The sequence below is a fragment of the Photobacterium aphoticum genome (assembly GCF_001029435.1).
Taxonomy (GTDB): domain Bacteria; phylum Pseudomonadota; class Gammaproteobacteria; order Enterobacterales; family Vibrionaceae; genus Photobacterium; species Photobacterium aphoticum.
The window spans coordinates 1-23,795 of sequence record NZ_LDOV01000002.1; the positions used below are offsets into that span (position 1 = coordinate 1).

Consider the following 23,795-nt stretch of genomic DNA (forward strand, 5'->3'; position numbering starts at 1 on the left):
TACCGAAGTAATGAATGAATTGACTGTGCCGACTTCGCTTTATTGCTAAAGGTCTATCGATTGGTCACTCAGTTTCATTGATAAATCTTTTTGACTATCTATTCAACGAGTGCCCACACAGATTGCATGGTCAAATTGTTAAAGAACAAACTGACTTATCGTTACCGGCGATGCCGTTGTCCGTGTCAGTGAGGTCGCATTATAGAGAGTTCGATCACATTGGCAAGGGGGTTTTCAAAAAAACTTCATCTTTTAAGTTCGAGTGTGCAATTATCAAACAAAGCCTGCATTTTGTGATGTTAATGCCATCAATGATAGCTTTTGGATACTGACTTAATTTTGATTTATAAGGCCTGACCCCATGAATACTTCCCTTCGCCCTTATAAAGGGATCTTTCCAACGCTTTCGGCCACCAGCTATGTTGACCCTGCTGCGGTACTGATTGGTGACATTACGTTAGCCGACGACACCAGCATCTGGCCACTGGTCGCCGCACGAGGTGATGTGAACACCATTACGATTGGGGCGCGCAGCAATATTCAGGATGGCAGTGTCTTGCATGTCAGTCGTCCGACAGAAGAAAATCCGCAAGGTTACCCGTTAGTCATCGGGGAAGACGTGACCGTAGGACATAAAGCCATGCTGCATGGCTGCCAGATCGGCGATCGCGTATTAGTGGGGATGGGGGCCATCATTTTAGACGGTGCAATAATCGCTGCCGATATCATTATTGGTGCGGGTAGCTTAGTGCCTCCCAATAAGCATTTGGAGAGTGGCTACCTCTATATTGGCAGCCCAATCAAAAAAGCGCGCCCTTTAACCGATAAAGAGCGCGCTTTTCTCCCGCGTTCAGCAGATAACTATGTACAACTGAAAAACACTTATGCCGAATAAGGCCGGACAAGCGAAGCGGGACGATTAGCCAATCACGATATCGCCATCCTGATCAAAGGCTTCATCTTCAATCAGCGCTTCAGCTTCGTCTTCAATATCAAACCGACACTCACTGAATGCGACCAATACCGCCTCTTCGGTCGCCAGTGTGCGTTGGCAGTATTGTTCCAACCATGCACGCGTTACCCAACAGGTGATCAACTGACCGCCTTGCAGGGCAGGGAAGCTTACGGCTTGGCGCGTCTCATCCCATGTTTGGCGATCATCAAATAAAATATCTTGGTTCATGTTTCTCTTCTTTATATAGCAGGCTTAATCCGGACGGGGGGTACAAGGCCCGTTAGCCTAACACTGTAAGGTACGACGCAATTCACGCTGCACTTGTCGGGCACCCGGACGGATCCCACGCCACAGCATAAAACTTTCAGCTGCCTGGCCGACCAACATCCCCAATCCATCCATCACCACACGAGCGCCCAGTGCTTTGGCCCATGCATTAAATGTCGTCATACCCGTACCGTACACCATGTCGTAGCAGACCGTTTCCGGTTGGATCAAGGTTGCGGGAATACCCGGCAGCTGCTGACTCAAACTGGCTGAGGTGGAGTTGATGATAATATCAAAGCGCTCTCCGTCCAGTTGATCCAATGCCAGCGCTGCAATGCGACCATGCGATGCAAAGGTTGTGGCCAATTGCTCGGCTTTTTCGGCGGTGCGATTGGCAATGACTAAACCGGCAGGTTGCTGTGCAAGCAAAGGCAAAATCACCCCGCGCGCTGCGCCGCCCGCTCCAATTAATAGAATACGCTTATCTGCCAACGATACACCGTGCTGAAGTAAATCTTGCACCAGCCCTTCACCGTCGGTGTTATCGCCTAACACCACGCCATCATCGAGCAACTTCAGCGTATTGACCGCCCCTGCTAAACGCGCGCGCTCTGTCAGCTGATCGGCATAGGTAAACGCCTGCTCTTTAAAAGGCACGGTGATATTACAGCCCCGGCCACCTTCGGCAAAAAAAGTATCTGCCGCTGCAGTAAACCCATCCAACGCCACCCACTGCGCCTGATACGTCATCACCTGACCCGTCTGGCGGGCAAACAGGGTATGAATAAACGGTGATTTACTCTGTTCGATCGGATTACCAAAGACGACATACTTATCCATGCTACCTATCCCTTTATTGTTTACCGGCGATACTACCGCCACGATACCATCGCCAACCGTGATAGCGCACGGTATTAGCCGTACGCCACGTCATCATTACACGCTTTCTCTCGCAATCATCGCCACTACCATGCACGCGGCACAAGGTAGTCCTCATAGAGTGCGGCTTCTGGTGAGCCCGGCTCAGGGGTATACGCATACTCCCAGCGGGCCAATGGTGGCATCGACATCAGAATCGACTCCGTGCGGCCCCCGCTTTGCAACCCAAATAAGGTGCCACGGTCATACACCAGATTAAACTCGACATAGCGACCACGACGGTACAATTGAAATTCACGTTCACGCTCACCGTAGGGCAGGGCATGACGCTGCGCCACAATCGGCAAATACGCTGCTAAATAGCCATTGCCAACCGCCTGCATATACGCAAAGCTCTTCTCAAAGCCCCACTGATTCAGATCATCGAAAAACAGACCACCGACGCCCCGGGTTTCATTACGGTGCGGCAAGAAAAAGTATTTATCGCACCACGCTTTGTGCTCGGCATAAACCGACTCACCAAAAGGCGCACACAGCGCTTTGGCGGTGTCATGCCAATGCTGGCAGTCGGCTTCAAACGGATAAAACGGCGTCAAATCAAACCCACCGCCAAACCACCACACCGGCGCTTCACCGTCTTTCTCGGCAATAAAGAAGCGCACATTGGCGTGTGAGGTCGGCACATACGGGTTATTCGGATGCACCACCAGCGAGACGCCCATGGCTTCAAAACGGCGCCCCGCCAGTTCCGGACGGTGTGCCGTGGCAGAAGCGGGCATCTGTGCACCAAACACATGAGAGAAGTTCACCCCGGCCTGCTCAAACACATGACCTTGGCGCAACACACGACTACGACCACCGCCGCCGGCTTCCCGTTGCCATGTATCTTGTTCAAAGGTCGCGCCCCCGTCTTGTGCGGCGAGGGCATCACAGATCTTATCCTGAAGATCTAAAAGGAAGGCTTTGACTGCCGCTTTATCCACTGCCTGCATGGTTTTTATCCTTGTCGGAATACATTACCGGTTTGCGCGTCACGGATCTCAGACGGATTATCACGCCCGCCCGTGTCGCCCACCAAAATCGCCGCCAGCTGATCCCCCAACTGCGCCGACACTTCCTCTACCGTACGCCCCGGCTCCTGGCCGGTTAAGTTCGCACTGGTTGAGGTGAGCGGCTTACCAAACGCCAGGCACAACGCCTGCACCTGAGGATGATCCGTCACACGTACAGCAATGGTATCAAACTGGCCGGTCAAAAAGGCGGGCACGCCCGGCTTGGTTGGCATCACCCAGGTTACCGGGCCGGGCCAGGACGCAAAAATACGGGCCTTTTGCGCTTCACTCAATTGGCTGTCATCCACATACGGGGCCAGCTGTTCATAATTTGCCGCGATCAGGATCAGTCCTTTCTCAACCGGACGCTGCTTCAGTGCCAACAGTTTTTGCACCGCACTCTCACTGTCAGGATCACATCCCACGCCAAACACCGCCTCAGTCGGGTAGGCAATGACTTCTTCCTGCTGCAACGCAGCGACCACTTGATTCAGGTTATCCACGTTTTCCTCGTTTTGATTCATTGGCCAACGCCATTTTAACGTTCTTGTTACCTATCTTACCGACTCCTTTCCCACAACTCCACGCCCGTTAAGCTTTGTTTCAATTTCACCGACGCAAACGTTTTCCTTCACATATTTTCACCGTATAATGCGCCGATACGCATTGGTACTCTCAACGTTTAGCTACCCAAAGGAGATCGGGATGAAAGTGGGAATCATCATGGGCTCAAAGTCTGACTGGCCAACCATGCAACATGCTGCGGAAATGTTAGATCGTTTCAATGTGGCCTACGAAACCAAGGTGGTTTCAGCCCACCGAACTCCACACCTCTTGGCTGAATACGCAGAAAGCGCCCAAGCCCGAGGGATCACAGTGATTATCGCCGGTGCTGGCGGTGCGGCCCACCTGCCAGGCATGACAGCGGCGTACACTTGCCTGCCGGTACTGGGTGTACCCGTGCAATCGCGCGCATTGAAAGGCATGGATTCTCTGCTCTCTATTGTGCAAATGCCAAAAGGGATTGCGGTCGGCACCCTGGCAATCGGTGAAGCTGGCGCCGCCAATGCCGGTCTGTTAGCGGCACAAATCATCGGCACGCAAGATGCCAACGTACAAGCGGCGGTCGAAGCGTTCCGCCAAGCACAAACAGAGACGGTACTGAGTAACCCGAACCCAGCCGAGGACGCAGAATGAAAGTCTTAGTGCTGGGCGCCGGACAACTGGCCCGCATGATGTCTCTGGCAGGTGCTCCCCTGAATATTGAGGTGTTTGCTTACGACATTACCACTGGCAATGTCGTGCACCCACTGACACAGCAAGTCATGCTCAAAGGACTCAATACGGCCATCACCTATGCCGATGTGATCACGGCAGAGTTTGAGCATGTTCCCCATGACATTCTGGCGGTTTGCGCCCAAAGCAAAAAGTTCCTGCCAACGACCGAGGCAATCAAAGCCGGTGGCGATCGCCGTCTGGAAAAAGCCCTGTTGGATCAGGCAGGCGTGCGCAATGCCCGTTACGCGACCGTACACACCCGTGCGGATTTGGACGCGGCGATCACGGATATCGGGCTACCCATGGTACTGAAAAGTGCGTTGGGCGGTTACGACGGCAAAGGGCAGTGGCGCTTAAAGCACACCGATGAGGTCGAAGGGATCTGGGCAGAAATGGCGGATTTCATGAACCAGACGGACAACCAAGCCATTGTGGCCGAAGAGTTCGTCCCGTTTGATCGGGAAGTGTCGCTGATCGGCACACGCGGCAAAGACGGCAGTGTCGCCATCTACCCGCTGACAGAAAACGTCCACACCCATGGCGTATTAAGCCTATCGACCGCACTGGTGGGGAACGACGCCCTGCAAGCCCAAGCGGAAGCGATGTTCGAGGCACTGGCCGATACCCTGAACTACGTGGGTGTACTGGCGATTGAGTTTTTTGATGTCGATGGCCAGCTACTGGTCAACGAAATCGCCCCCCGCGTGCACAACTCCGGGCACTGGACACAACAAGGGGCGGAAACCTGTCAGTTTGAAAACCACCTACGCGCAGTCACTGGTTTACCACTGGGCAGCACGAGTTTGATCCGCCCGACAGCGATGATCAATATCCTCGGCGAGGATCAACTACCAACTGCGATCCTGGCGGATCCGCATTGCCACATCCATTGGTACGGTAAAGAAAAACGTCCGGGCCGCAAAATGGGCCACATCAACCTGTGTGCGGTAACCCCTGAAGCGCTGCAAGATGCGCTGCGTAATGTGGCGCAACATCTCGACCCGGTGGCCTTTCCTGCGCTGCAGCGAAACTAAACCGGCACAACGGTGCTCAACCAAAAACGACAAAAGCCAGCAACTGCTGGCTTTTTTCATGCATGCTCCCAACGACGACAGCGGGTTATTGCGCCTCATCTTGGTAGGCGTGACAGCGGCGATCGGCACACTGTAAACGGGTACCACTGGCTAATTTCTTTTCCAGCAACAAACCAAACCCGCATTGCTGACACTGGCCTGCCACCGGTTTTTGGTTCACCGCAAAACGGCAGGTTGGGTAGCTGTCACAGGCATAAAAGGCTTTGCCGTAGCGCGACTTGCGCTCAACCAAGTGGCCTTTTCGGCACTCCGGACACACCAACTGGGTCGCTTCGGCTTTTTTCTCGGGTGAAGCAATGTAATGGCAGGACGGGTAGCTTAAACACCCGATGAACATGCCATAGCGTCCTTGACGCAGCACCAGTTCATCCCCGCAGTCAGGGCAGGGCGTGGCTAAATGCTTCACCACATGACCATCATTCTGATGCAGTGGCTTGATGTAATCGCAATCCGGGTAACCGCTACAGCCGAGAAACGGGCCGCGCTTGCCATGGCGTAATACCAAAGGTTGCTGGCACGCCGGGCATGTTTGCTCATGCTCCAGTGCCTGCTCATGAGCAGAAAACAATTGCGGATTAATTTTACCAGACATACGACTCAACTATTTACAGGCAACGTTACAGGCAAAGCATGACAGGTCAAGCCAGGTAACGGGCAGACGAAAAGGGGTGTCCGAAAGGCTCGCCCCTTAATGGATATTCCCATCTTCCATGCCGTACAGCAGCTCTTCCATCTGACTGTAAGCACTTTCATTACCCGGTGCATTAAACAGCACCATCAAAATGATCCACTTCAGATCATCCAAACAGAAATCGGCCGCTTCCAGCTCCATCACGCGATCGATCACCATTTCACGGGTATCGGCACCCAACACGTGAATTTGCTCAAGGTAGGTCAGGAAACCACGGCAAGTCACATCCAGACGCACCATTTCCTGTGGCGTGTACACACGCATCGACGTCACCGCACTGCTGTGCACATACGGTGTGGTTTCGGTTTCTTGCAGCGCCGCCAGCTTCTCAAGCCAGTTCAGCGCTTTATAGATATCGTCCTGATGGAAACCGGCACGCAGCAGTTCCTCAGACAACTCATCCTGATCCACCATCAGATCCACATCGCTGTGAATATAGGTTTCAAACAGGTACATAAGGATATCCATCATAATTAGCCCCTCCTCGTTCTGATATAGCCACCTGGCACGGAAGTAACCAACCCTTGCAGCTCTAATTCCAACAACTGCATCATGACTTCATGTACGGGTTGCCTACTTCGTTCAGCAACTACATCTACGGGTGTTGCTTCACTGCCTACGTTAGCCAACAGCGCTGGAAATGGCAATTTTTCATTTTCAGGTTGCTCATCCCGCAGGCCTGAATGGCTATTTTTCACACAGTCTGTCAGTGCGCCTACCTCTTCAAAGATATCGACCGGGGTTTCTACCAATTTCGCACCATTTTTAATCAATGCATGACACCCTCGGCTACCGGCAAACCGGATCGGCCCCGGCAGGGCAAACACTTCACGGCCTTGCTCTAACGCGTAACGGGCAGTGACCAGCGAGCCACTCTTTTGTGCCGCCTCAACCACTAATACGCCGACGGATAATCCGCTGATCACCCGGTTACGCCGTGGGAAATTCTGCGGGCGCGGGGCTTCATCCGGCCAAAACTCAGAGACCAGGGCCCCTTGTTCCACAATAGCCGCCGCCAAGTCACGGTGCTTGGCCGGGTAAATGCGGTTTAGGCCCGAACCCAGTACCGCTACCGTGGCCCCGCCGTTTTTCAGTGCGCCGTAATGGGCCTGCCCGTCAATGCCCAGTGCCAGACCACTGGTCACGACGTAATTCGCAGCCACCATGGCGGCAGCAAACTCGTACGCGGCTTCCCGTCCGTCAAGGCTGGCCGAGCGACTGCCAATGATCGCCAACTGCGGCTCATGCAACCAACGGGTTTCCCCTTTGACAAACAACAGTGGCGGAGGAGAGGCAATTTCTTTGAGCAGCGCAGGGTAAGCCGGATCATCCAAGGTCAATAAGGTGTGTCCCGGCTGGTCGGCCCAAGCCAAGCTGTGCGCAATTTTCGCGTCGGGTGGATTGAGGTAATGCTGAATTTGGGCAGCGGTCAGACCAATGTGTGCCAGATCGGCGGCTGACATAGAGAGCAGGTCGCGTGGTGTCGTGTGTTGCAGGAGGCGGGAGATGCGGTGCCCACCGAGGGTCGGCACCGCTGCTAATCTTAGCCAGGCATAAGGATCAGTCATTCGTCTTTGGCGGCAGGGCAAGGGTACCCGGCGCAATCGGCTCTGACGACTTGGTGATCACCCCAATACTGAAGTGTTCATAAGGGCGGATAATGGCAATTTCACCGACCGGAATTTGGTGCAAGGTGAATTTCTTCTGGCTGCCCAGTTTCTGGTACTCGTAATCCCCTTTACGGCCCACCACATCCGCACCGTCACGGTACAGCTGGAACACATGGCCCGGGATCACACCATCCAAATGGCCTTTGTCGATCACCACCGTTTCATGGGTCGCAATGTAGTTGATGCCACTGAAGTGCCCCGCTACTTTCGCCGCTAACTCCGCCGGCGGCGCAGACGGTGAGAAGCTCAGGTTCAGCTGTTCACTCGGTAAAGGAGCTGGCAGTAACACGTCATTTTGGCGTACTTCATAAGAGAAGTTCGTCAGCGTCAGGGCGCTCATTTCCTCTTCCGTGCCATTCACTGTACCGCGTGCGATTTCTTTTAAGGTCATCACCTTCACTTCACGGCTTTCACCATCTTCCAGATCACGCTCAAACACCATGTCCGGACGGTAAATCCACCACTCGCTGCCTTTTTCCAGTTCACTGTCGACCCACACGGTATCACCCTGCGACATGTAGTCACGGGCACTGCTTTCGCCCAGTACGCGCGGTAGACGCTCAAGGTGTTGCGGCGTCATCAGCTTATCTTGTGCCAAATACGGCATCATCAGGGATGATTGCAAAGTGGTGATTGGCGCGCGGATCACACGGGCTTTGGGTGACAGGTGCACACGCTTTTTCAGGCTCAAACGGGGTTGACCGTCAACCCAGATCAAATGCAGCTGATCGCCCGGGTAAATAAGGTGCGGGTTTTTGATGTAGTCATTGGCCTGCCATAACTCGGGCCATAACCATGGATTCGATAAAAAATGCGCAGAGATATCCCACAAGGTATCGCCTTTTTTCACGGTGTAGACCTCGGGGGCGCCCTCAATAAGCTTTAACTGCTGGGCAGCAGCCCAGGCACTCGCACTCAGACCGGCCAGCACCAATATCATGACTCGCAGCCACATGCATCACGTCCTTTTCTTAACTCCGTTGTGTCCCATCCACCATGGGGGACCCTTCCCACAACTTTGTAGGCTGACATTGGTGGCAATGGCTGTCTAGCGCAACACCATAATATTCATCGAGTTTTCGGTCTGTCTCACCTTTTATCCGCGACCGTTGCAAGATGTTTACCCAATCGGCCCATTCCCCTTCGTGCCAGCCTGGGCGCCGATTCGCCGGGGTACTGTTATTTGACCGGTAAAATGACTAGAATTAGACCAACTAAACGCTCCACCTATCAGTACTGTCTTTTAAAACGAGTATCTATGTCTGTATTGCAAGTATTAACATTCCCTGATGACCGCCTGCGCACTGTGGCGAAACCCGTTGAAGCCGTTACACCCGAGATCCAGAAAATTGTCGATGACATGCTGGATACCATGTATGACGAAGAAGGGATCGGTCTCGCGGCAACGCAGGTAGATATCCACCAGCGCATCGTCGTGATTGATATCTCTGAAGAGCGCAATGAGCCAATGGTGCTGATCAACCCAGAAATCATTGAAAAACGCGGTGAAGACGGCATCGAAGAAGGCTGTCTGTCGGTACCGGGTGCCCGTGCTCTGGTTGAGCGCGCAGCAGAAGTGACGGTCAAAGCCATCGACCGTGACGGCAATGCGTTCCAGTTTGACGCCGATGATTTGCTGGCTATTTGTGTGCAGCACGAACTGGATCACCTAAACGGCAAACTGTTTGTCGATTACCTGTCACCACTAAAACGTAAGCGTATCCAGGACAAACTGGCAAAAATCAAACGCTTTAACGAAAAGCACGCTAACTAAGTCAGTGACATAAAAAGGAAACGTACCTTGAGCAAACCTTTGAAAATTGTTTTTGCAGGTACTCCGGACTTCGCCGCCCGTCATTTGGCGGCGTTGTTGTCTTCGGAGCACGAGATCATTGCGGTCTACACCCAGCCAGACCGTCCTGCCGGTCGCGGTAAAAAACTGACGGCGAGCCCGGTGAAAGAGATCGCGCTTGAGCACAACATTCCGGTTTACCAGCCAGAAAACTTCAAATCTGATGAAGCCAAACAGGCCCTTGTCGATCTGAATGCCGATCTGATGGTGGTAGTAGCTTACGGTCTGCTCTTGCCACAAGCGGTACTGGATACCCCGAAACTGGGTTGTATCAACGTACACGGCTCTATCCTGCCACGCTGGCGTGGTGCCGCGCCGATCCAGCGCTCTATCTGGGCCGGTGATGCCGAAACGGGCGTCACCATCATGCAAATGGACATCGGTCTGGATACCGGCGACATGCTAAGCATCGCCACCCTGCCTATTGACGCGACCGACACCAGTGCCAGCATGTACGAAAAGCTGGCCGAGTTGGGCCCAACGGCGCTGATTGAGTGCCTGAGCGACATCGCTAATGGTACTGCGGTACCGGTGAAACAAGACGATGCACAAGCCAACTACGCCAAGAAGCTGAGCAAAGAAGAAGCCCAGATTGACTGGACCATGGATGCGGCGGCGATTGAGCGCTGCGTACGTGCCTTTAACCCGTGGCCGATGAGCTACTTCACGGTGGCGGAGCAGAACGTCAAAGTGTGGCGCAGCGAAGTGGTAGAAGGGGAGCACGGCCAGCCAGCCGGTACGATCCTGTCTGCCGACAAACACGGCATTGTGGTTGCGACCGGTAAAGACGCCCTGCGTCTGCTGGAGCTGCAGCCTCCCGGGAAAAAAGCCATGGGTGCACAGGATATCCTGAACTCACGCCGAGAATGGTTTGAACCTGGTTCCGTACTGTAAGTTGTTAAAGGGCCAGTGCTAGCACTGGCCTTACTTTTTCTCCCTCCGTTCCCCCACCGGCAACCCGCCACCGTGAGGGACCGACTGCAGGAAACCCGCATGAATGTAAGAGCCGCTGCGGCGAAAGTGATCTATCAGGTTGTCGATCAAGGCCAGTCCTTATCGAACGCCCTGCCAGCCGCACAACAAGAAATTAAAGAGCGCGATCAGGCACTGTTGCAAGAGATTTGCTACGGTGTATTGCGCTGGCTGCCTCGCCTAGAGTCCATCACCAACCAGTTGATGGATAAACCGCTAAAAGGCAAACAGCGTGTGTTCCACCACCTGATCTTGGTTGGCCTGTACCAACTGGGCTACATGCGCATTCCTGCCCATGCGGCCGTGGCAGAAACCGTTAACGCCACCAAAACCCTGAAAAAACCGCAAATGCGTGGCCTGATCAACGCCATCTTGCGTAACTACCAGCGCCAGCAAGCCACGTTGGATGAACAAGCCGTCAGCCACGATGCCGGCCGTTATGGCCACCCAAGCTGGTTGTTGAAGCTGTTAAAAGCCAGCTACCCAGATCAGTTAGAAAGTGTGGTCGAGGCCAACAACACCAAGGCCCCAATGTGGCTGCGTGTGAACCGTCAGCACCACACCCGAGATGCGTACCGTGCGCTGTTAGATGAAGCGGGCATTGCGACCGATCTTCACCCTGAAGCACAAGATGCCCTGAAGCTGCACAGCCCGTGTGATGTGACCAAACTGCCGGGCTTTGCCGATGGCTGGGTCTCCGTACAAGACGCGGCAGCACAGCTGTCTGTCGAGTACTTACAACCACAGGCTGGCGAGCTGATCTTAGATTGCTGCGCGGCACCGGGCGGCAAAACCGCACACATCATGGAGCGTCAGCCGGATACCCGTGTGGTGGCGATTGACTGTGACGATCACCGCCTTAAGCGTGTGCACGAAAACCTGCAGCGCCTGAAACTCACGGCTCAAGTAATGTGTGCCGATGCCCGTTATCCGGAGCAGTGGTGGCAGGGCGAGCAGTTTGACCGCATCTTGCTGGACGCACCGTGTTCAGCAACCGGTGTGATCCGTCGTCACCCTGACATCAAATGGCTTCGCCGTGCCGATGACATCGCGGCGCTGGCCGAATTGCAGGCCGAGATTGTCGATGCGATGTGGCAGCAACTGAAGCCGGGCGGCACCATGGTGTATGCGACCTGTTCTATCACCCCACAGGAAAACCGCGACCAAGTGTCGGCCTTCCTGCGCCGCACAGCGGATGCAACATTGATGGGCAGCGAACTGGACAATCCGGGCCGTCAAATTCTGCCAGGTGAGCAGGATATGGATGGTTTCTACTATGCAGTCATGAAAAAATCCGCATAATCCTGATGCTATTTTAAAGCGGAACTTGGCCACCAAGTTCCGCTTTTTCATCTAAGAATATTGAAAATTCACGATTAATCATGACACTTAGCCCACGTTGGGCAGGGTAACAAGGTGAGCGTTCTGCATGACCCTTTTGCAGAAGCGTAGTAACCTACAACGAGTAAATTAATCAGGCACATGCTATGAAAATTATCATTCTCGGTGCTGGCCAAGTCGGCGGCACCCTGGCCGAGAACCTGGTTGGCGAGAACAACGATATCACCATCGTCGATAAGGATCCCGAACGCCTGCGCGAGCTGCAGGACAAATATGACCTTCGGGTTGTTCAGGGCTACGCCAGCCACCCACGCACCCTGCGTGAAGCGGGCGCCCAAGATGCCGACATGTTAGTTTCTGTCACCAACTCCGACGAAACCAACATGATCGCCTGCCAAATCGCGTTTACCTTATTCAACACCCCCAACCGCGTGGCCCGTATCCGCTCGCCGGAATACCTCAAAGAAAAAGAGCAACTGTTCCAGTCCGACGCCGTGCCGGTCGATCACCTGATCGCGCCGGAAGAGTTGGTGACCGGTTACATCGAGCGCTTGATTGAATACCCGGGTGCCTTGCAGGTTGTCGGCTTTGCTGAAGACAAAGTGGGTCTGGTGGCAGTGAAGGCGTACTACGGTGGCCCGCTGGTCGGTAACGCCCTGTCTGCACTGCGTGAGCACATGCCGCACATTGATACCCGTGTAGCAGCGATTTTCCGCCAAGGCCGTCCTATCCGCCCGCGCGGGACCACCATCATTGAAGCCGATGATGAGGTGTTCTTCGTCGCCGCCAGCAACCATATCCGCTCGGTCATGAGTGAGTTGCAGCGTCTGGAAAAACCGTACAAACGACTGATGATTGTCGGCGGCGGTAACATCGGGGCCGGTCTGGCGCGTCGCTTAGAGCAAAACTACAGCGTGAAGCTGATTGAGCGCAACCCTGAGCGAGCTGAAAACCTGTCAGAAATGCTGGAAAACACCATCGTGTTCTGTGGCGATGCCTCTGATCAGGAATTGCTCAGCGAAGAGCACATCGAGCAAATTGACGTGTTCATTGCGGTCACCAACGACGACGAAGCCAACATCATGTCGGCCATGCTGGCCAAGCGCATGGGCGCGAAGAAAGTGATGGTACTGATCCAGCGCGGCGCGTACGTGGACTTGGTTCAGGGCGGCACCATTGATATTGCGATCTCTCCGCAGCAAGCCACCATTTCAGCCCTGTTAACCCACGTGCGTAAAGCCGATATCGTTAATGTATCGTCCCTGCGCCGTGGTGCAGCCGAAGCGATTGAGGCCATTGCTCATGGCGATGCCAGCACCTCGAAGGTGGTGGGCCGTGCCGTGGGAGACATCAAACTGCCGCCGGGTACCACCATCGGTGCCGTGGTACGCGGTGAAGAAGTGCTGATCGCCCATGACCGCACCGTGATTGAACAAGATGATCACGTGGTGATGTTCCTGGTGGATAAGAAATACATTCCAGACGTTGAACGCCTGTTCCAACCGAGTCCGTTCTTCCTGTAATTATTATGGTTAACTATCGTCCTATACTGTTCGTGATCGGGCTGGTCTTATCGAAGATCGCCCTGTTCATGTATGTGCCCACACTGGTGGCCTTTTTCACCGGTACTGAAGGGTTTATTGATTTCGCCACGTCCGTGATCATCACGCACTGTGTGGCGTTTTTGTGTCTGACATTTGGCCGTACCAGCGACTTTAAACTGGGGGTGAGGGACATGTTCCTCATCACCACGCTGGTCTGGACCATCGCCAGTGCCTTTGCCGCGCTGCCGTTTGTCTTCATCAACCACATCAGCTTTACGGATGCCTATTTCGAGACCATGTCGGGGATCACCACCACCGGCTCAACCGTGTTAAGCGGCCTCGATAACATGGCGCCGAGTATTCTGCTGTGGCGCTCCACATTGCAATGGCTCGGCGGGATCGGGTTCATCGTAATGGGTGTAGCCATCTTGCCGATGCTGAATGTCGGGGGCATGCGTCTGTTCCAAACCGAATCGTCCGACTGGTCAGACAAAAGCTCACCACGTACCAAGAACGTGGCCAAAAACATCGTCAATGTGTACCTGAGCCTGACCGGCTTGTGCTTCCTCGGCTTTTTGCTGGCGGGCATGGACACCTTCGATGCCATCAACCACGCCTTTACCACGCTCTCTACCGGCGGTTACTCCACCTCCGACAGCTCCATGAACGGCTTCTCGCACAGTGCCCACTGGGTTGCGACGTTGTTCATGTTTGCCGGCGGCCTGCCGTTCCTGCTGTTTGTGCAGGCATTGCGTAAGAAAGCGCCGGGGGCACTGGTCAATGATGCGCAGGTACGGGGTTACACCTTGCTGGTGGTGGCGACGGGCTTAGCCGTGGCGATCTGGCTGACGCTGACCATGGATTACCACTTCCTGGATGCATTGCGGGTGTCGATGTTCAACATCGTGTCTGTCGTGACCACCACCGGCTTTGGCTTGGATGACTTCACGGCCTGGGGCCCGTTCCCGATGATCGTGTTTGCGTTCATCATGCTGGTTGGCGGCTGTTCCGGCTCGACCGCTGGCGGCCTGAAGATCTTCCGTTTCCAGGTGGCGTTTGCGCTGCTGCGTAAACAGATGATGCAGCTGATCCACCCATCCGGCGTGTTCATTCAACGCTATAACGGCCGTCCGGTGACCGATGACATCGTGCGCTCAGTCGTGGCGTTCGCACTGACCTTTATCCTGACCATTGTGTTTGTCGCAGCGGTGTTGGGGATGATGGGCTTGGATGCGGTTACCAGTATCACCGGTGCCGTAACAGCGGTGGCAAACGTCGGTCCGGGTATGGGCACCATTATCGGCCCGACCGGTAACTTCTCAACCTTGCCGGACTTGGCCAAATGGGCGCTGAGCTTTGGTATGCTGATGGGCCGTTTGGAGATCCTGACGGTACTGGTGGTGTTCTCACCGGCGTTCTGGCGTAACTAAGCCAGCGCTTCAGCAACCACACTGATCCCCCAATAAAAAAGAGAGCCCGCAATGGCTCTCTTTTTTTATGTTCGATGACGGGCGGTGGATCAAGCCACCGGATGCACGTAGTAGTAAATCGCCAAGAAATGACAAACCGTGCCGCCCAGGACGAACAGGTGCCAAATCGCATGGTTATAAGGAATGCGTTTATTGACGTAAAACACCACGCCCACCGAATACAGCACTCCGCCGACCGCCAATAACACCAAACCGCCGGTCGCCAGTGACATCGCCAGCGGGTAAATCGCAATCAAAGATAGCCATCCCATGGTCAGGTACGTCGCCAGTGACAGACGCTTAAAGCGGTACACAAAGACAATTTTCAGCACTATGCCGATCAGAGCAATGCCCCAAATCACCGACATCAAGGTGATAGCCAATGGGGTGCGCAAGGTAATGAGCAGGAACGGGGTATAAGTCCCGGCGATCAGCAGGTAAATCGCACAGTGATCAAAGGTTTTCAGCGCCCGTTTCGCACGCTGAAACGGAATGGCGTGATACAAGGTAGAGGCCAGATAGAGCACAATCATACTGGCGCCATAAATGCTCAGGCTGGTCAGGCTCAGTACGTCAGCCTTGGCATCCACCGCCTGTACCAGCAGTAATACCAAGCCGACAATACCAAACAGCATGCCGATCCCATGGGTCACGCTGTTGGCCACTTCTTCTGCAACCGAATATGCCGCATCGGCGGCGTGGGGTTTTGCCATGTCTGTGTTCCCTAAATCGTAGGAATGGGCCACGCAGCAGCAGCCCCGAACGGATAGAAAACCAGTATGGCACACTTAGCTTACATGTGTAAGCTGAAATTATTCTCAATTGTGTAAGCAGATTTGAGCGCCTGCGTCTTTCAGCGATCGGCCCCATGAGCCGCCGCGATCAGGTATAGCTGTCTAAAAACGCCAGTACCTGTTCACCGGCTTGCTGCGGATGCAAACTGGCGGGTAATTCACAATAGCGGTGTAACTCGCCGCGCCCCAATAGCCCGGCCAACATGCCGGATAACCCGTGTTGATGGCGATCAACCTCAAACCACAGCTTCAAGCTCTCTTCATCGCGGTAAGCGACAATTTCCAGCTCCCGCCAGCGACCATGATACGGCCCTGACACCGGCACAAACTCAAACTCCTGCACAAACGGCAGGGCAAACCCGTCGGCCGCTTCACATTCCACCTGACGGATCCGCAAGCCCGCTAACTCCAGCGCGGTAAACACACCATCGAGCAGGGGATCGGGCCGGACCGTCAGCCGGTCTTTATCTCGGGGGTCAACCGCCAGCGCGATATCCAAGCGGGTATCGAGCCAGACTTTAGACTCACCAATGGTGATCGGAGTATTAAACGGCAGGGCCAAACTGGCTTCAAAATGGCGCACGTCATTAGGGGCAATGCTAAAGGCATAGGGCAGGGACCAAGCCGCCAACACACAGGTTTGGGTGAGGGTTTCGACTCGGTGTTGGCTGTCCCCGCGACTGGTCGGGACGTCTTCTTTGTAATGGCAACACAGCGCCAATTCGATATTGTCGATCTGCTGCGCCACTTTGCCACCGTGGACCTGTACATCCACCTTGAGCGTATCGCCGGGGATCAGTACATCTTGCTGGATGACGGTATCCACGCGTGCTGCGCCCATACCTAAACTGGCTAAACTCTTGCGAAATAATGACATCCAAGCCCCTCCCTTGCCGCCTCAGGCATACTTCACTGATATGACAGAATAATATGAAATGAGATTTGTATAGCAAGGAATGCGCCCTGCCTGCAACCCCCATCATGAGGTTCTGCTAGGCAAACAAAAAAACGAAGCTCAAGGCTTCGTTTTTTGCATTATTTCAGGAGGTCTATCGCCGCTTGGCGGGCCGCGTCCGGATCGCGGGCCATGATCCCGTCCACCACACGCTGGTGCAGCTCGAGCTTGAGCACCTTGTCGCGGGTGATCACACGGAAGTAGTTCTCAAACACCGCTTTGAACAAATTGCCAAACGGGCTGATGAAATGGTTGCCGGAAGCAAAATAGATCAGCTGGTGATAGCGGGTATCCACATCAATCCAGCGCTCCTGATCGAACGTTTGACCCAGCGTATGCATTTCTGCCATCAACTGGCACAGCTCTTCACGCTCAGCATCACTGGCATTCATCGCCGTCAGTGCCGCCGCTTCCGGCTCTAGCGCCATGCGCACGCGCTGGAATTCGTACACCAGCTCTTCGTGCTCATCAAAATTGAGCCAGGCCAGTAAGTCCTGATCCAGATAGTTCCAATTATGTTTTGGGAGTACACGGGTACCAATGCGCGGGCGCGGCAACACCATTCCTTTCGCCGCCAGCATTTTGATGGCTTCGCGAATGGCAGTACGACTGACTCCGTACATTTCCCCCAGCTCCACTTCACCCGGTAAAATCTCACCCGGGGCCGTTTCGCCACGTAGGATTTGCTGACCGATCAACTCAGCCAGTTTATACGACAGATTACGGCTGGTGACCTGCCGTTGCTGCGCTTGCTCCATTGACTTCCTCCAAAGGCTTTTGTTATTGCCCTGTCTGGCCTAGGCCGACAGGCTCTTAGTTGCCAACATGGCTGCATTAGACCATAAAGCGACGGCGGAGAAACGGCTTATCTTCACAGATGCCGATATCCTTAACAGTTCCCTCTGGTCACCGTACAGAGAAGGGGATGAAACCATCTCGAAATATGGTTAATAATCACTCGACTTAAGAATAGGTTATTGCTATTCTCGCGGCGAAAAAAACAGCACATACCCTTATTTCCGGCGAGGAACGGCTCAGCCAACAGCACACACGGCAGTAGGGGAATTATTTCTGGCCACGGATGCGCCTCATCACAAAGGTGAATCATGCGCCCCGCTTCTTACGCTCGCTCCAGCACACCCCGCAGCCCATCCCGTTTTCGCACGACCTCTCATGCGCCAACGTGTAAAGCCAAGCCGCAAACCGCGACGGTGGCACCGCTGCCAACCCCAGCTGTCACACCTGTGACGACGGTCCCTGTGCAGGGTGAGCACGCCGCATAATGCGTGCATAAAGGCAGCCATTCGCGCTGCCTTTTATTTGTATCACGCCCCGCTTTGTTATACCGTTACCCCCACAAAAATTATGACAATAATATTCATCAGCCTTTATTTGTGGAGTGATCTATGAAGACGCATCGCGTAAACGAACTTATCGAATTGTTGCACCCTGAGTGGCAAAAAGATCCGGATCTGAATCTGGTGAAATTCCTGCTGAAACTGGCAGAAGAAGCCAAGTACGAAGGCCGTCTCGAAGAGCTCACTGACGACGTGCTGATCTACCACCTGAAAATGCGCAACAGTGACAAGCAAGAGATGATCCCAGGTCTGGCTAAAGACTGTGAAGATGACTTCAAAACGGCGATCCTACGCGCCCGTGGCATCATCAAGTAAGCCCTTTTTTTGCCAGTCAGCCCCGTGCTGGCTGGCGCACTGCGACTCTCTCCCGCTTTCTTAATACCTCCCTTATCCATTTACGCCTTATCCATTCCCCCCGTTCGTATCGCTAAATTCCAGCGAGATCTCAATTCTGACGCGCCTGCTCCCTGTCGCTTCCCGGTCTGCGATATACTCAGCCAGTAACATTTTTGTTGCATTCTCACTGCTAAATTACAACACCTGCTAACAGGGACGCCGACCTCGTTTCGGCGATTGCCGCCTGCTCTTCTCACCGAAAGCGCGGTCTTCAAGGAAGCCATGTCATGAGCCAAGAAAAAATTGCTATCAAGGATGTCACCCCACCGAGCGGCCATACCTCCGCCCCCAACCCGCAAACACACAAGGGCAAGGCGGATCGGTTTAACCCTAATAACCGCATTTATGTCCGTGCCGTCAAAGGCATCTACCAACAGTTGCGCCGCCGCATGGGCTGGCTGCTGATGGCGCTGTTTATGGGACTGCCATGGATCCCGTACGGCGACCGGCAAGCCATTTTGCTGGATATCTCACAGCAACAGTTCCATTTTTTCGGCACCACCTTCTGGCCGCAAGATCTCACCTTGCTGGCCACCTTGTTTATGATCGCGGCCTTTGCCCTGTTTTTTATCACCACCTTTTTAGGCCGCGTCTGGTGCGGGTACCTGTGTCCGCAAACGGTCTGGACCTTCATTTACATCTGGTTTGAAGAAAAACTGGAAGGGGCCGCCAACAAACGGCGTAAACAAGACAGCCTGCCGCAGACCCGTCATCTGATGGTGCGAAAAACCCTCAAGCATCTGGCCTGGCTGGCGGTCGCGCTGGTGACCGGCCTGACCTTCATCGGCTATTTCCTGCCTATTCATAACCTGATCGGCGACTTCTTTACCCTGAACCTAGGCACCTGGCCAACCTTCTGGGTCCTGTTTTTCACGGCCTGTACCTATGCCAATGCCGGTTGGATGCGAACCATCGTCTGTATCCACATGTGTCCTTACGCCCGTTTCCAGTCGGCAATGTTTGATAAAGACACCTACATCGTCGGCTACGATACGGCACGTGGCGAACAGCGCGGCCCACGCTCACGCAAACAAGATCACCACGCGTTAGGGCTGGGCGACTGCATTGACTGCAACCTGTGTGTGCAAGTGTGCCCGACCGGTATCGATATTCGGGATGGCCTACAATACGAGTGCATTAACTGCGGCGCCTGTGTCGATGCCTGCGATCAGACCATGGCGCGCATGGGCTACGAAACCCGCCTGCTCAGCTACACCACGGAGCACAAACTGGAAGGACACCAAACCACCATTTTGCGCCCGAAACTGATCGGCTATGGCACAGTGATGGGGGCGATGATCGGCCTGTTTTTCTACCTGCTGCAAGCTGTCCAACCCATGGGGCTAGATGTGCTGCGCGATCGCAGCCAGCTGTTCAAAATCAACAGCGAAGGCTTGGTGGAAAACACCTATACCCTGAAAATCCTCAATAAAACCCAGCACGCCGCGCACTACCAGCTCAGCGTGCACGGCCTTGAAGATGTGCAGTGGTATGGCGATCAAACCATTTCTGTCGCCGCCGGCGAGGTGTTTACCCTGCCGATCAGCTTAGGGGTCGATCCGGTAGTGCTGGACAGCCCGATCGCCGAGATCACCTTTACGCTGTTAAGACCCAGCGATGGCCATCAGATCCACGCCGAAAGCCGCTTTATTGGCGAGTTGCGTTAACGCCACCCTCGCACCGCATTGCTGCCGGTTTGACAGCAATGCGGTTATACTCGACAACACATTCTTTGTTTACCTTGCGGAAGTTGCTTCATGACAGCACAGAACGGGTTTAGTTTTGCTGATCTCGGCCCCGATCAGCTTTTGGATGCCCTCGACAGTACCGGTATTCGTGCCGAGTCCGGCCTGCTGGCGCTTAACAGTTACGAAAACCGGGTGTACCAGTTCACCGCCGAAGACGGTGCCCGCTATGTCACCAAATTCTACCGCCCACAGCGTTGGACTGATGAGCAGATCGCGGAAGAGCACCAGTTCACTTTAGCCTTGGCCGAGCAAGATATTCCGGTCGCGGCGCCCATCGCTCTCAATGGCCAGACGTTGCACCACTTCAACGGTCACCGTTTTGCCCTGTTCCCGAGTCTGGGCGGACGCCAGTTTGAAGTAGACAATTTTGATCAACTGGAGTGGGTCGGCCGCTACTTGGGCCGCATTCATCAGGTCGGCAAGCAACAGGCCTTTACCCACCGCCCGACCATGGGACTGGACGAATACCTGCATCAGCCACGTCAGGTGCTGGAAAACACCGACTTGATCCCGGATCACTTAAAGCACGCCTTTTTTGCCGATCTCGACACGCTGATCGGTGAGCTGAGCCAACACTGGCAGACTGACTGGACACCGGTACGTCTGCACGGCGATTGCCACCCGGGTAATATTTTATGGCGTGACAGCCCGCTGTTTGTCGATTTGGATGATGCACGTAACGGGCCGGCGGTACAGGATTTGTGGATGCTACTTAACGGTGAGCGTGCCGATCAACTGGCTCAGTTAGACACAATTTTGGACGCATATAACGAATTTTCAGATTTCGACCCACGTGAATTGAAACTCATTGAGCCTTTGCGCGGTCTTAGAATGGTACATTACATGGCATGGCTGGCCCGACGCTGGGAAGATCCCGCGTTCCCTCAGGCTTTTCCTTGGTTTGCCGACGCCAAGTATTGGGAAGGGCAGGTGCTGGCCTTCAAAGAGCAACTGGCGGCCCTTCAGGAGCCAACGTTGCAACTGATGCCACAATGGTAATAATACCTATAATATCAATGGATAAGTAACCCCGTTATTTCAATCCTTTTTAAGGGAGTAACTCGCGACATGTTTAAAAAGTTTTTCGTTCTGCTCAGCGCAATCCTGTTTTCTGTCTCTGTTCAGGCGGCTCAGTTCAAAGAAGGCGATCACTACAAAGTGTTGGATCTGCCGAAATCCAGCAGCCCACTGGTGACAGAGTTTTACTCGTTCTACTGCCCGGCCTGTAACCGTTTTGAGCCGATGATCCAGGAGCTGAAGAAAACCCTGCCGGACAACGCCAAGTTCCAGAAAAACCACGTCTCTTTCATGGGTGGCAGCATGGGTGAGTCCATGAGTAAGGCGTACGCGACAGCCGTCGTATTGGGTGTGGAAGACAAAATCACCCCTGTGCTGTTTGCCCGTATCCATGACATGCAAAAGCCGCCACGTAACGATGCCGAGCTGCGTCAGATCTTCATTGACGAAGGCGTAAAAGCGGAAGACTTTGACGGTGCTTTCAACAGCTTTGCAGTGAACTCTATGGTGAACCGTTACAACAAAGCGTTCCAGGACAGCGATCTGACCGGTGTCCCTGCCGTTGTGGTGAACAACAAGTATGTGGTACAGACCGGCAAGATCCGCTCGGCGGACGAGTACTTCCAGTTGGTGAACTTCCTGCTGACCAAATAATCCTGCCTCTCAGGAACAAAAAAGGGCCGTTCGGCCCTTTTTTATTGTCTGTCGTTTACCGGCTTCACGGCGCGCTCATCCGTCTCATCACTCTCACACGGTTTGCGCCGTCAGCTGACGCAGTAACCTGTCCATCGCACGATACCCCAAGGCTTCGGCTAAATGCCCTCGCTCTATCTGGGCGCTGCCAGCCAAATCGGCAATGGTGCGGGCCACTTTGATGATCCGGTGATAAGCCCGAATCGACAGCCCGAGCTGGTGCAGCGCACTTTCCAAAAATTCCGCATCGCTGCGTGCCAAGGCACAGTGGCTGTCCAGCTCGCGGGTCGACAACAAAGCATTGACCTTGCCCGCCCGGCTTAACATGGTATCCCGGGCAGTATGCACCCGCCGGCGGATCACCGCGCTGGGCTCGCCGCGATCGCCGCCTTCTGCCAGTGTGCCTCGGGGCAGAGCAGGGATCTCAATCGACATATCAAAGCGATCTAACAACGGACCGGACAAGCGGCTGAGGTAGCGCAAAATGGCCTGCGGGTTTGTACGCGACTGGTTCCCTTCGTAATAACCGGTCGGACTGGGGTTGAGCGCGCCAATAAGCTGAAAACGAGCCGGGAAGGTGGTTTTGCTGGTGGCACGCGAGATCACGATCTCACCGGATTCCAGCGGTTCGCGTAGAGAATCCAGCACTTTACGCTCAAATTCCGGCATTTCATCCAAAAAGAGAATGCCGTTGTGTGACAGGGAGATCTCCCCCGGACGCGGTACCGAGCCGCCGCCTACCAAGGCGGCCATCGAGCTGGAGTGGTGCGGCGTGCGAAACGGGCGTTGTCGCCAGTTGCCTTCATGAATACGCTGCGGCGTTAACGACGCCACGGCCGCCGTTTGCAAGGCTTCTTCAATACTCATCTCCGGCAACAAATCCCGCAAGCGCGAAGCCAGCATGGTTTTTCCGGTACCGGGCGGGCCGAGAAACAGCAAATTGTGGCCACCGGCAGCAGCGATTTCCAGCGCCCGCTTACCTTGTTGCTGACCGATAATATCCTGCATATCTCGCTCATTCCCAGTCGTTTCCGCTACGCTCGGCGGCGACAGGGTTAACCCCAATGCGGTTTGCCCATGCAGGTGGGCACACACCGCCAACAACGAAGGGGCCGACTTGTGTAAATCCCTTCCCACCAGAGCCACCTGATCGCCGTTATCATCGGGCACCACCAAGCACCGTTTGGCCTGTTTGGCCGCCAGTGCCGCCGGTAATGCACCCTTGACCGGACGCAGTTCTCCCGACAGAGCCAGCTCACCTAAAAACTCATAACTATTAAGCACTTCCATCGGTATTTGTTCCGATGCCGCTAAAATCCCCAGTGCGATAGGCAAGTCAAACCGGCCGCCTTCTTTGGGCAGATCCGCCGGTGCCAAATTGACCGTGATCCGACGCGAGGGAAACTCAAAACCGGCATTCACAATGGCGCTGCGCACCCGATCTTTGGCCTCTTTCACACTGGTTTCCGGCAGGCCCACCAAGGCCAGAGCCGGCATCCCGTTACTGATATGTACCTCAACCGTCACGGCGGGCGCTTCCACCCCGACACACGCACGACTGTGAACGATAGCTAGGTTCATGACGCCTCCATCCTGATAACACTTTCATCAAATAAGTTAATGAATTACTTAAAATAAGTTTCACCTATAGACTATTTATGCAGCGAAGATGGGAAATAATTTATACTTTTTGCTTGTCATGTGAGCAACCTCTGTGTTACCACTTAGTGAACACAACGTATAAACACAAAAAACCGGACAGACAGTCAA

25 protein-coding genes are annotated in these 23,795 nt (G+C 54.3%); 13 read left to right on the top strand and 12 right to left on the bottom strand.

Annotated features, from left to right (window positions below):
- The first annotated feature begins 361 nt into the window (after positions 1–361).
- The gene (locus tag ABT58_RS01065) at positions 362–895 is read left to right on the top strand and encodes a gamma carbonic anhydrase family protein (protein ID WP_047872514.1); all 534 of its coding nucleotides are present in this window, start codon (positions 362–364) and stop codon (positions 893–895) included.
- A gap of 24 nt (positions 896–919) precedes the next feature.
- On the opposite strand, the gene ABT58_RS01070 is transcribed toward ABT58_RS01065, so the two are convergent.
- From ABT58_RS01070 to tsaC, 4 genes are all read right to left on the bottom strand, one after another.
- On the bottom strand, positions 920–1,183 hold the full coding sequence (locus ABT58_RS01070; RefSeq protein ID WP_047872515.1) for a DUF1488 family protein: 264 nt from the start codon (positions 1,181–1,183) through the stop codon (positions 920–922).
- A 57-nt stretch (positions 1,184–1,240) separates the two neighbouring features.
- A complete protein-coding gene (aroE, locus tag ABT58_RS01075) occupies positions 1,241–2,062 on the bottom strand; it encodes a shikimate dehydrogenase (protein ID WP_047872516.1) in 822 nt (273 codons plus the stop codon).
- 125 nt (positions 2,063–2,187) lie between these two features.
- The gene (hemF, locus tag ABT58_RS01080) at positions 2,188–3,093 is read right to left on the bottom strand and encodes an oxygen-dependent coproporphyrinogen oxidase (RefSeq protein WP_047872517.1); all 906 of its coding nucleotides are present in this window, start codon (positions 3,091–3,093) and stop codon (positions 2,188–2,190) included.
- A gap of 5 nt (positions 3,094–3,098) precedes the next feature.
- Positions 3,099–3,656, bottom strand: a complete 558-nt coding sequence (tsaC, locus tag ABT58_RS01085) for an L-threonylcarbamoyladenylate synthase type 1 TsaC (RefSeq protein WP_082210905.1) — start codon at positions 3,654–3,656, stop codon at positions 3,099–3,101.
- Between the two features lie 202 nt (positions 3,657–3,858).
- Between tsaC and purE the strand changes: the two genes are divergently transcribed.
- Together purE and ABT58_RS01095 are read left to right on the top strand one after the other, a co-directional pair.
- On the top strand, positions 3,859–4,350 hold the full coding sequence (gene purE / locus ABT58_RS01090) for a 5-(carboxyamino)imidazole ribonucleotide mutase (protein ID WP_047872519.1): 492 nt from the start codon (positions 3,859–3,861) through the stop codon (positions 4,348–4,350).
- Entirely contained in the window at positions 4,347–5,465 is a 1,119-nt protein-coding gene (locus tag ABT58_RS01095; RefSeq protein WP_047872520.1) for a 5-(carboxyamino)imidazole ribonucleotide synthase, read from the top strand. Before purE ends, ABT58_RS01095 begins: the two co-directional genes overlap by 4 nt.
- Before the next feature lie 85 nt (positions 5,466–5,550).
- Here the strand turns inward: ABT58_RS01095 and ABT58_RS01100 are convergent, their stop codons facing one another.
- From ABT58_RS01100 to ABT58_RS01115, 4 genes are all read right to left on the bottom strand, one after another.
- Positions 5,551–6,117 carry a DNA topoisomerase family protein gene (locus tag ABT58_RS01100; RefSeq protein ID WP_047872521.1) on the bottom strand — a complete coding sequence of 189 codons (567 nt, stop codon included), beginning with the start codon at positions 6,115–6,117 and terminating at the stop codon, positions 5,551–5,553.
- Between the two features lie 96 nt (positions 6,118–6,213).
- Entirely contained in the window at positions 6,214–6,687 is a 474-nt protein-coding gene (locus ABT58_RS01105; RefSeq protein WP_047872522.1) for a DUF494 family protein, read from the bottom strand.
- 2 nt (positions 6,688–6,689) lie between these two features.
- Complete coding sequence (gene dprA, locus ABT58_RS01110) at positions 6,690–7,784, bottom strand: DNA-processing protein DprA (RefSeq protein ID WP_047872523.1); 1,095 nt, start codon at positions 7,782–7,784, stop codon at positions 6,690–6,692.
- Positions 7,777–8,841, bottom strand: coding sequence for a LysM peptidoglycan-binding domain-containing protein (locus tag ABT58_RS01115; protein ID WP_047872524.1), 1,065 nt, complete (start codon positions 8,839–8,841; stop codon positions 7,777–7,779). The genes dprA and ABT58_RS01115 overlap by 8 nt, the downstream gene beginning before the upstream one ends.
- Before the next feature lie 303 nt (positions 8,842–9,144).
- On the opposite strand from ABT58_RS01115, the gene def reads away from it, so the two are divergent.
- The 5 genes from def to ABT58_RS01140 all read left to right on the top strand — a co-directional run bounded on the left by def (position 9,145) and on the right by ABT58_RS01140 (position 15,025).
- Positions 9,145–9,660 (top strand): peptide deformylase, encoded by a 516-nt coding sequence (gene def / locus ABT58_RS01120; RefSeq protein WP_047872525.1) that lies wholly within the window; start codon positions 9,145–9,147, stop codon positions 9,658–9,660.
- Positions 9,661–9,687: 27 nt separating this feature from the next.
- On the top strand, positions 9,688–10,632 hold the full coding sequence (fmt, locus tag ABT58_RS01125; protein WP_047872526.1) for a methionyl-tRNA formyltransferase: 945 nt from the start codon (positions 9,688–9,690) through the stop codon (positions 10,630–10,632).
- 84 nt (positions 10,633–10,716) lie between these two features.
- Positions 10,717–12,012, top strand: coding sequence for a 16S rRNA (cytosine(967)-C(5))-methyltransferase RsmB (gene rsmB, locus ABT58_RS01130; protein ID WP_268248460.1), 1,296 nt, complete (start codon positions 10,717–10,719; stop codon positions 12,010–12,012).
- 185 nt (positions 12,013–12,197) lie between these two features.
- The gene (trkA, locus tag ABT58_RS01135) at positions 12,198–13,574 is read left to right on the top strand and encodes a Trk system potassium transporter TrkA (RefSeq protein ID WP_047872528.1); all 1,377 of its coding nucleotides are present in this window, start codon (positions 12,198–12,200) and stop codon (positions 13,572–13,574) included.
- 5 nt (positions 13,575–13,579) lie between these two features.
- Entirely contained in the window at positions 13,580–15,025 is a 1,446-nt protein-coding gene (locus ABT58_RS01140) for a TrkH family potassium uptake protein (protein WP_047872529.1), read from the top strand.
- A gap of 89 nt (positions 15,026–15,114) precedes the next feature.
- Here ABT58_RS01140 and trhA read toward each other — a convergent pair whose 3' ends face one another.
- The 3 genes from trhA to ABT58_RS01155 all read right to left on the bottom strand — a co-directional run bounded on the left by trhA (position 15,115) and on the right by ABT58_RS01155 (position 17,571).
- Entirely contained in the window at positions 15,115–15,777 is a 663-nt protein-coding gene (gene trhA / locus ABT58_RS01145) for a PAQR family membrane homeostasis protein TrhA (protein WP_047872530.1), read from the bottom strand.
- Between the two features lie 169 nt (positions 15,778–15,946).
- On the bottom strand, positions 15,947–16,735 hold the full coding sequence (locus tag ABT58_RS01150) for a sporulation protein (RefSeq protein WP_047872531.1): 789 nt from the start codon (positions 16,733–16,735) through the stop codon (positions 15,947–15,949).
- Between the two features lie 158 nt (positions 16,736–16,893).
- Positions 16,894–17,571, bottom strand: coding sequence for a FadR/GntR family transcriptional regulator (locus ABT58_RS01155; protein WP_047872532.1), 678 nt, complete (start codon positions 17,569–17,571; stop codon positions 16,894–16,896).
- Positions 17,572–17,919: 348 nt separating this feature from the next.
- Between ABT58_RS01155 and ABT58_RS23910 the strand changes: the two genes are divergently transcribed.
- The 5 genes from ABT58_RS23910 (at position 17,920) to ABT58_RS01175 (ending at position 21,986) form a co-directional block, all read left to right on the top strand.
- On the top strand, positions 17,920–18,096 hold the full coding sequence (locus ABT58_RS23910) for a hypothetical protein (protein WP_156168802.1): 177 nt from the start codon (positions 17,920–17,922) through the stop codon (positions 18,094–18,096).
- 123 nt (positions 18,097–18,219) lie between these two features.
- The gene (locus tag ABT58_RS01160; RefSeq protein ID WP_047872533.1) at positions 18,220–18,486 is read left to right on the top strand and encodes a YihD family protein; all 267 of its coding nucleotides are present in this window, start codon (positions 18,220–18,222) and stop codon (positions 18,484–18,486) included.
- 308 nt (positions 18,487–18,794) lie between these two features.
- Positions 18,795–20,234 (top strand): cytochrome c oxidase accessory protein CcoG, encoded by a 1,440-nt coding sequence (ccoG, locus tag ABT58_RS01165; RefSeq protein WP_047872534.1) that lies wholly within the window; start codon positions 18,795–18,797, stop codon positions 20,232–20,234.
- 90 nt (positions 20,235–20,324) lie between these two features.
- Positions 20,325–21,314 (top strand): serine/threonine protein kinase, encoded by a 990-nt coding sequence (locus ABT58_RS01170; protein WP_047872535.1) that lies wholly within the window; start codon positions 20,325–20,327, stop codon positions 21,312–21,314.
- A gap of 69 nt (positions 21,315–21,383) precedes the next feature.
- The gene (locus ABT58_RS01175; RefSeq protein ID WP_047872536.1) at positions 21,384–21,986 is read left to right on the top strand and encodes a thiol:disulfide interchange protein DsbA/DsbL; all 603 of its coding nucleotides are present in this window, start codon (positions 21,384–21,386) and stop codon (positions 21,984–21,986) included.
- A 93-nt stretch (positions 21,987–22,079) separates the two neighbouring features.
- On the opposite strand, the gene ABT58_RS01180 is transcribed toward ABT58_RS01175, so the two are convergent.
- Positions 22,080–23,606, bottom strand: coding sequence for a YifB family Mg chelatase-like AAA ATPase (locus ABT58_RS01180; protein WP_047872537.1), 1,527 nt, complete (start codon positions 23,604–23,606; stop codon positions 22,080–22,082).
- Positions 23,607–23,795 lie beyond the last annotated feature (189 nt).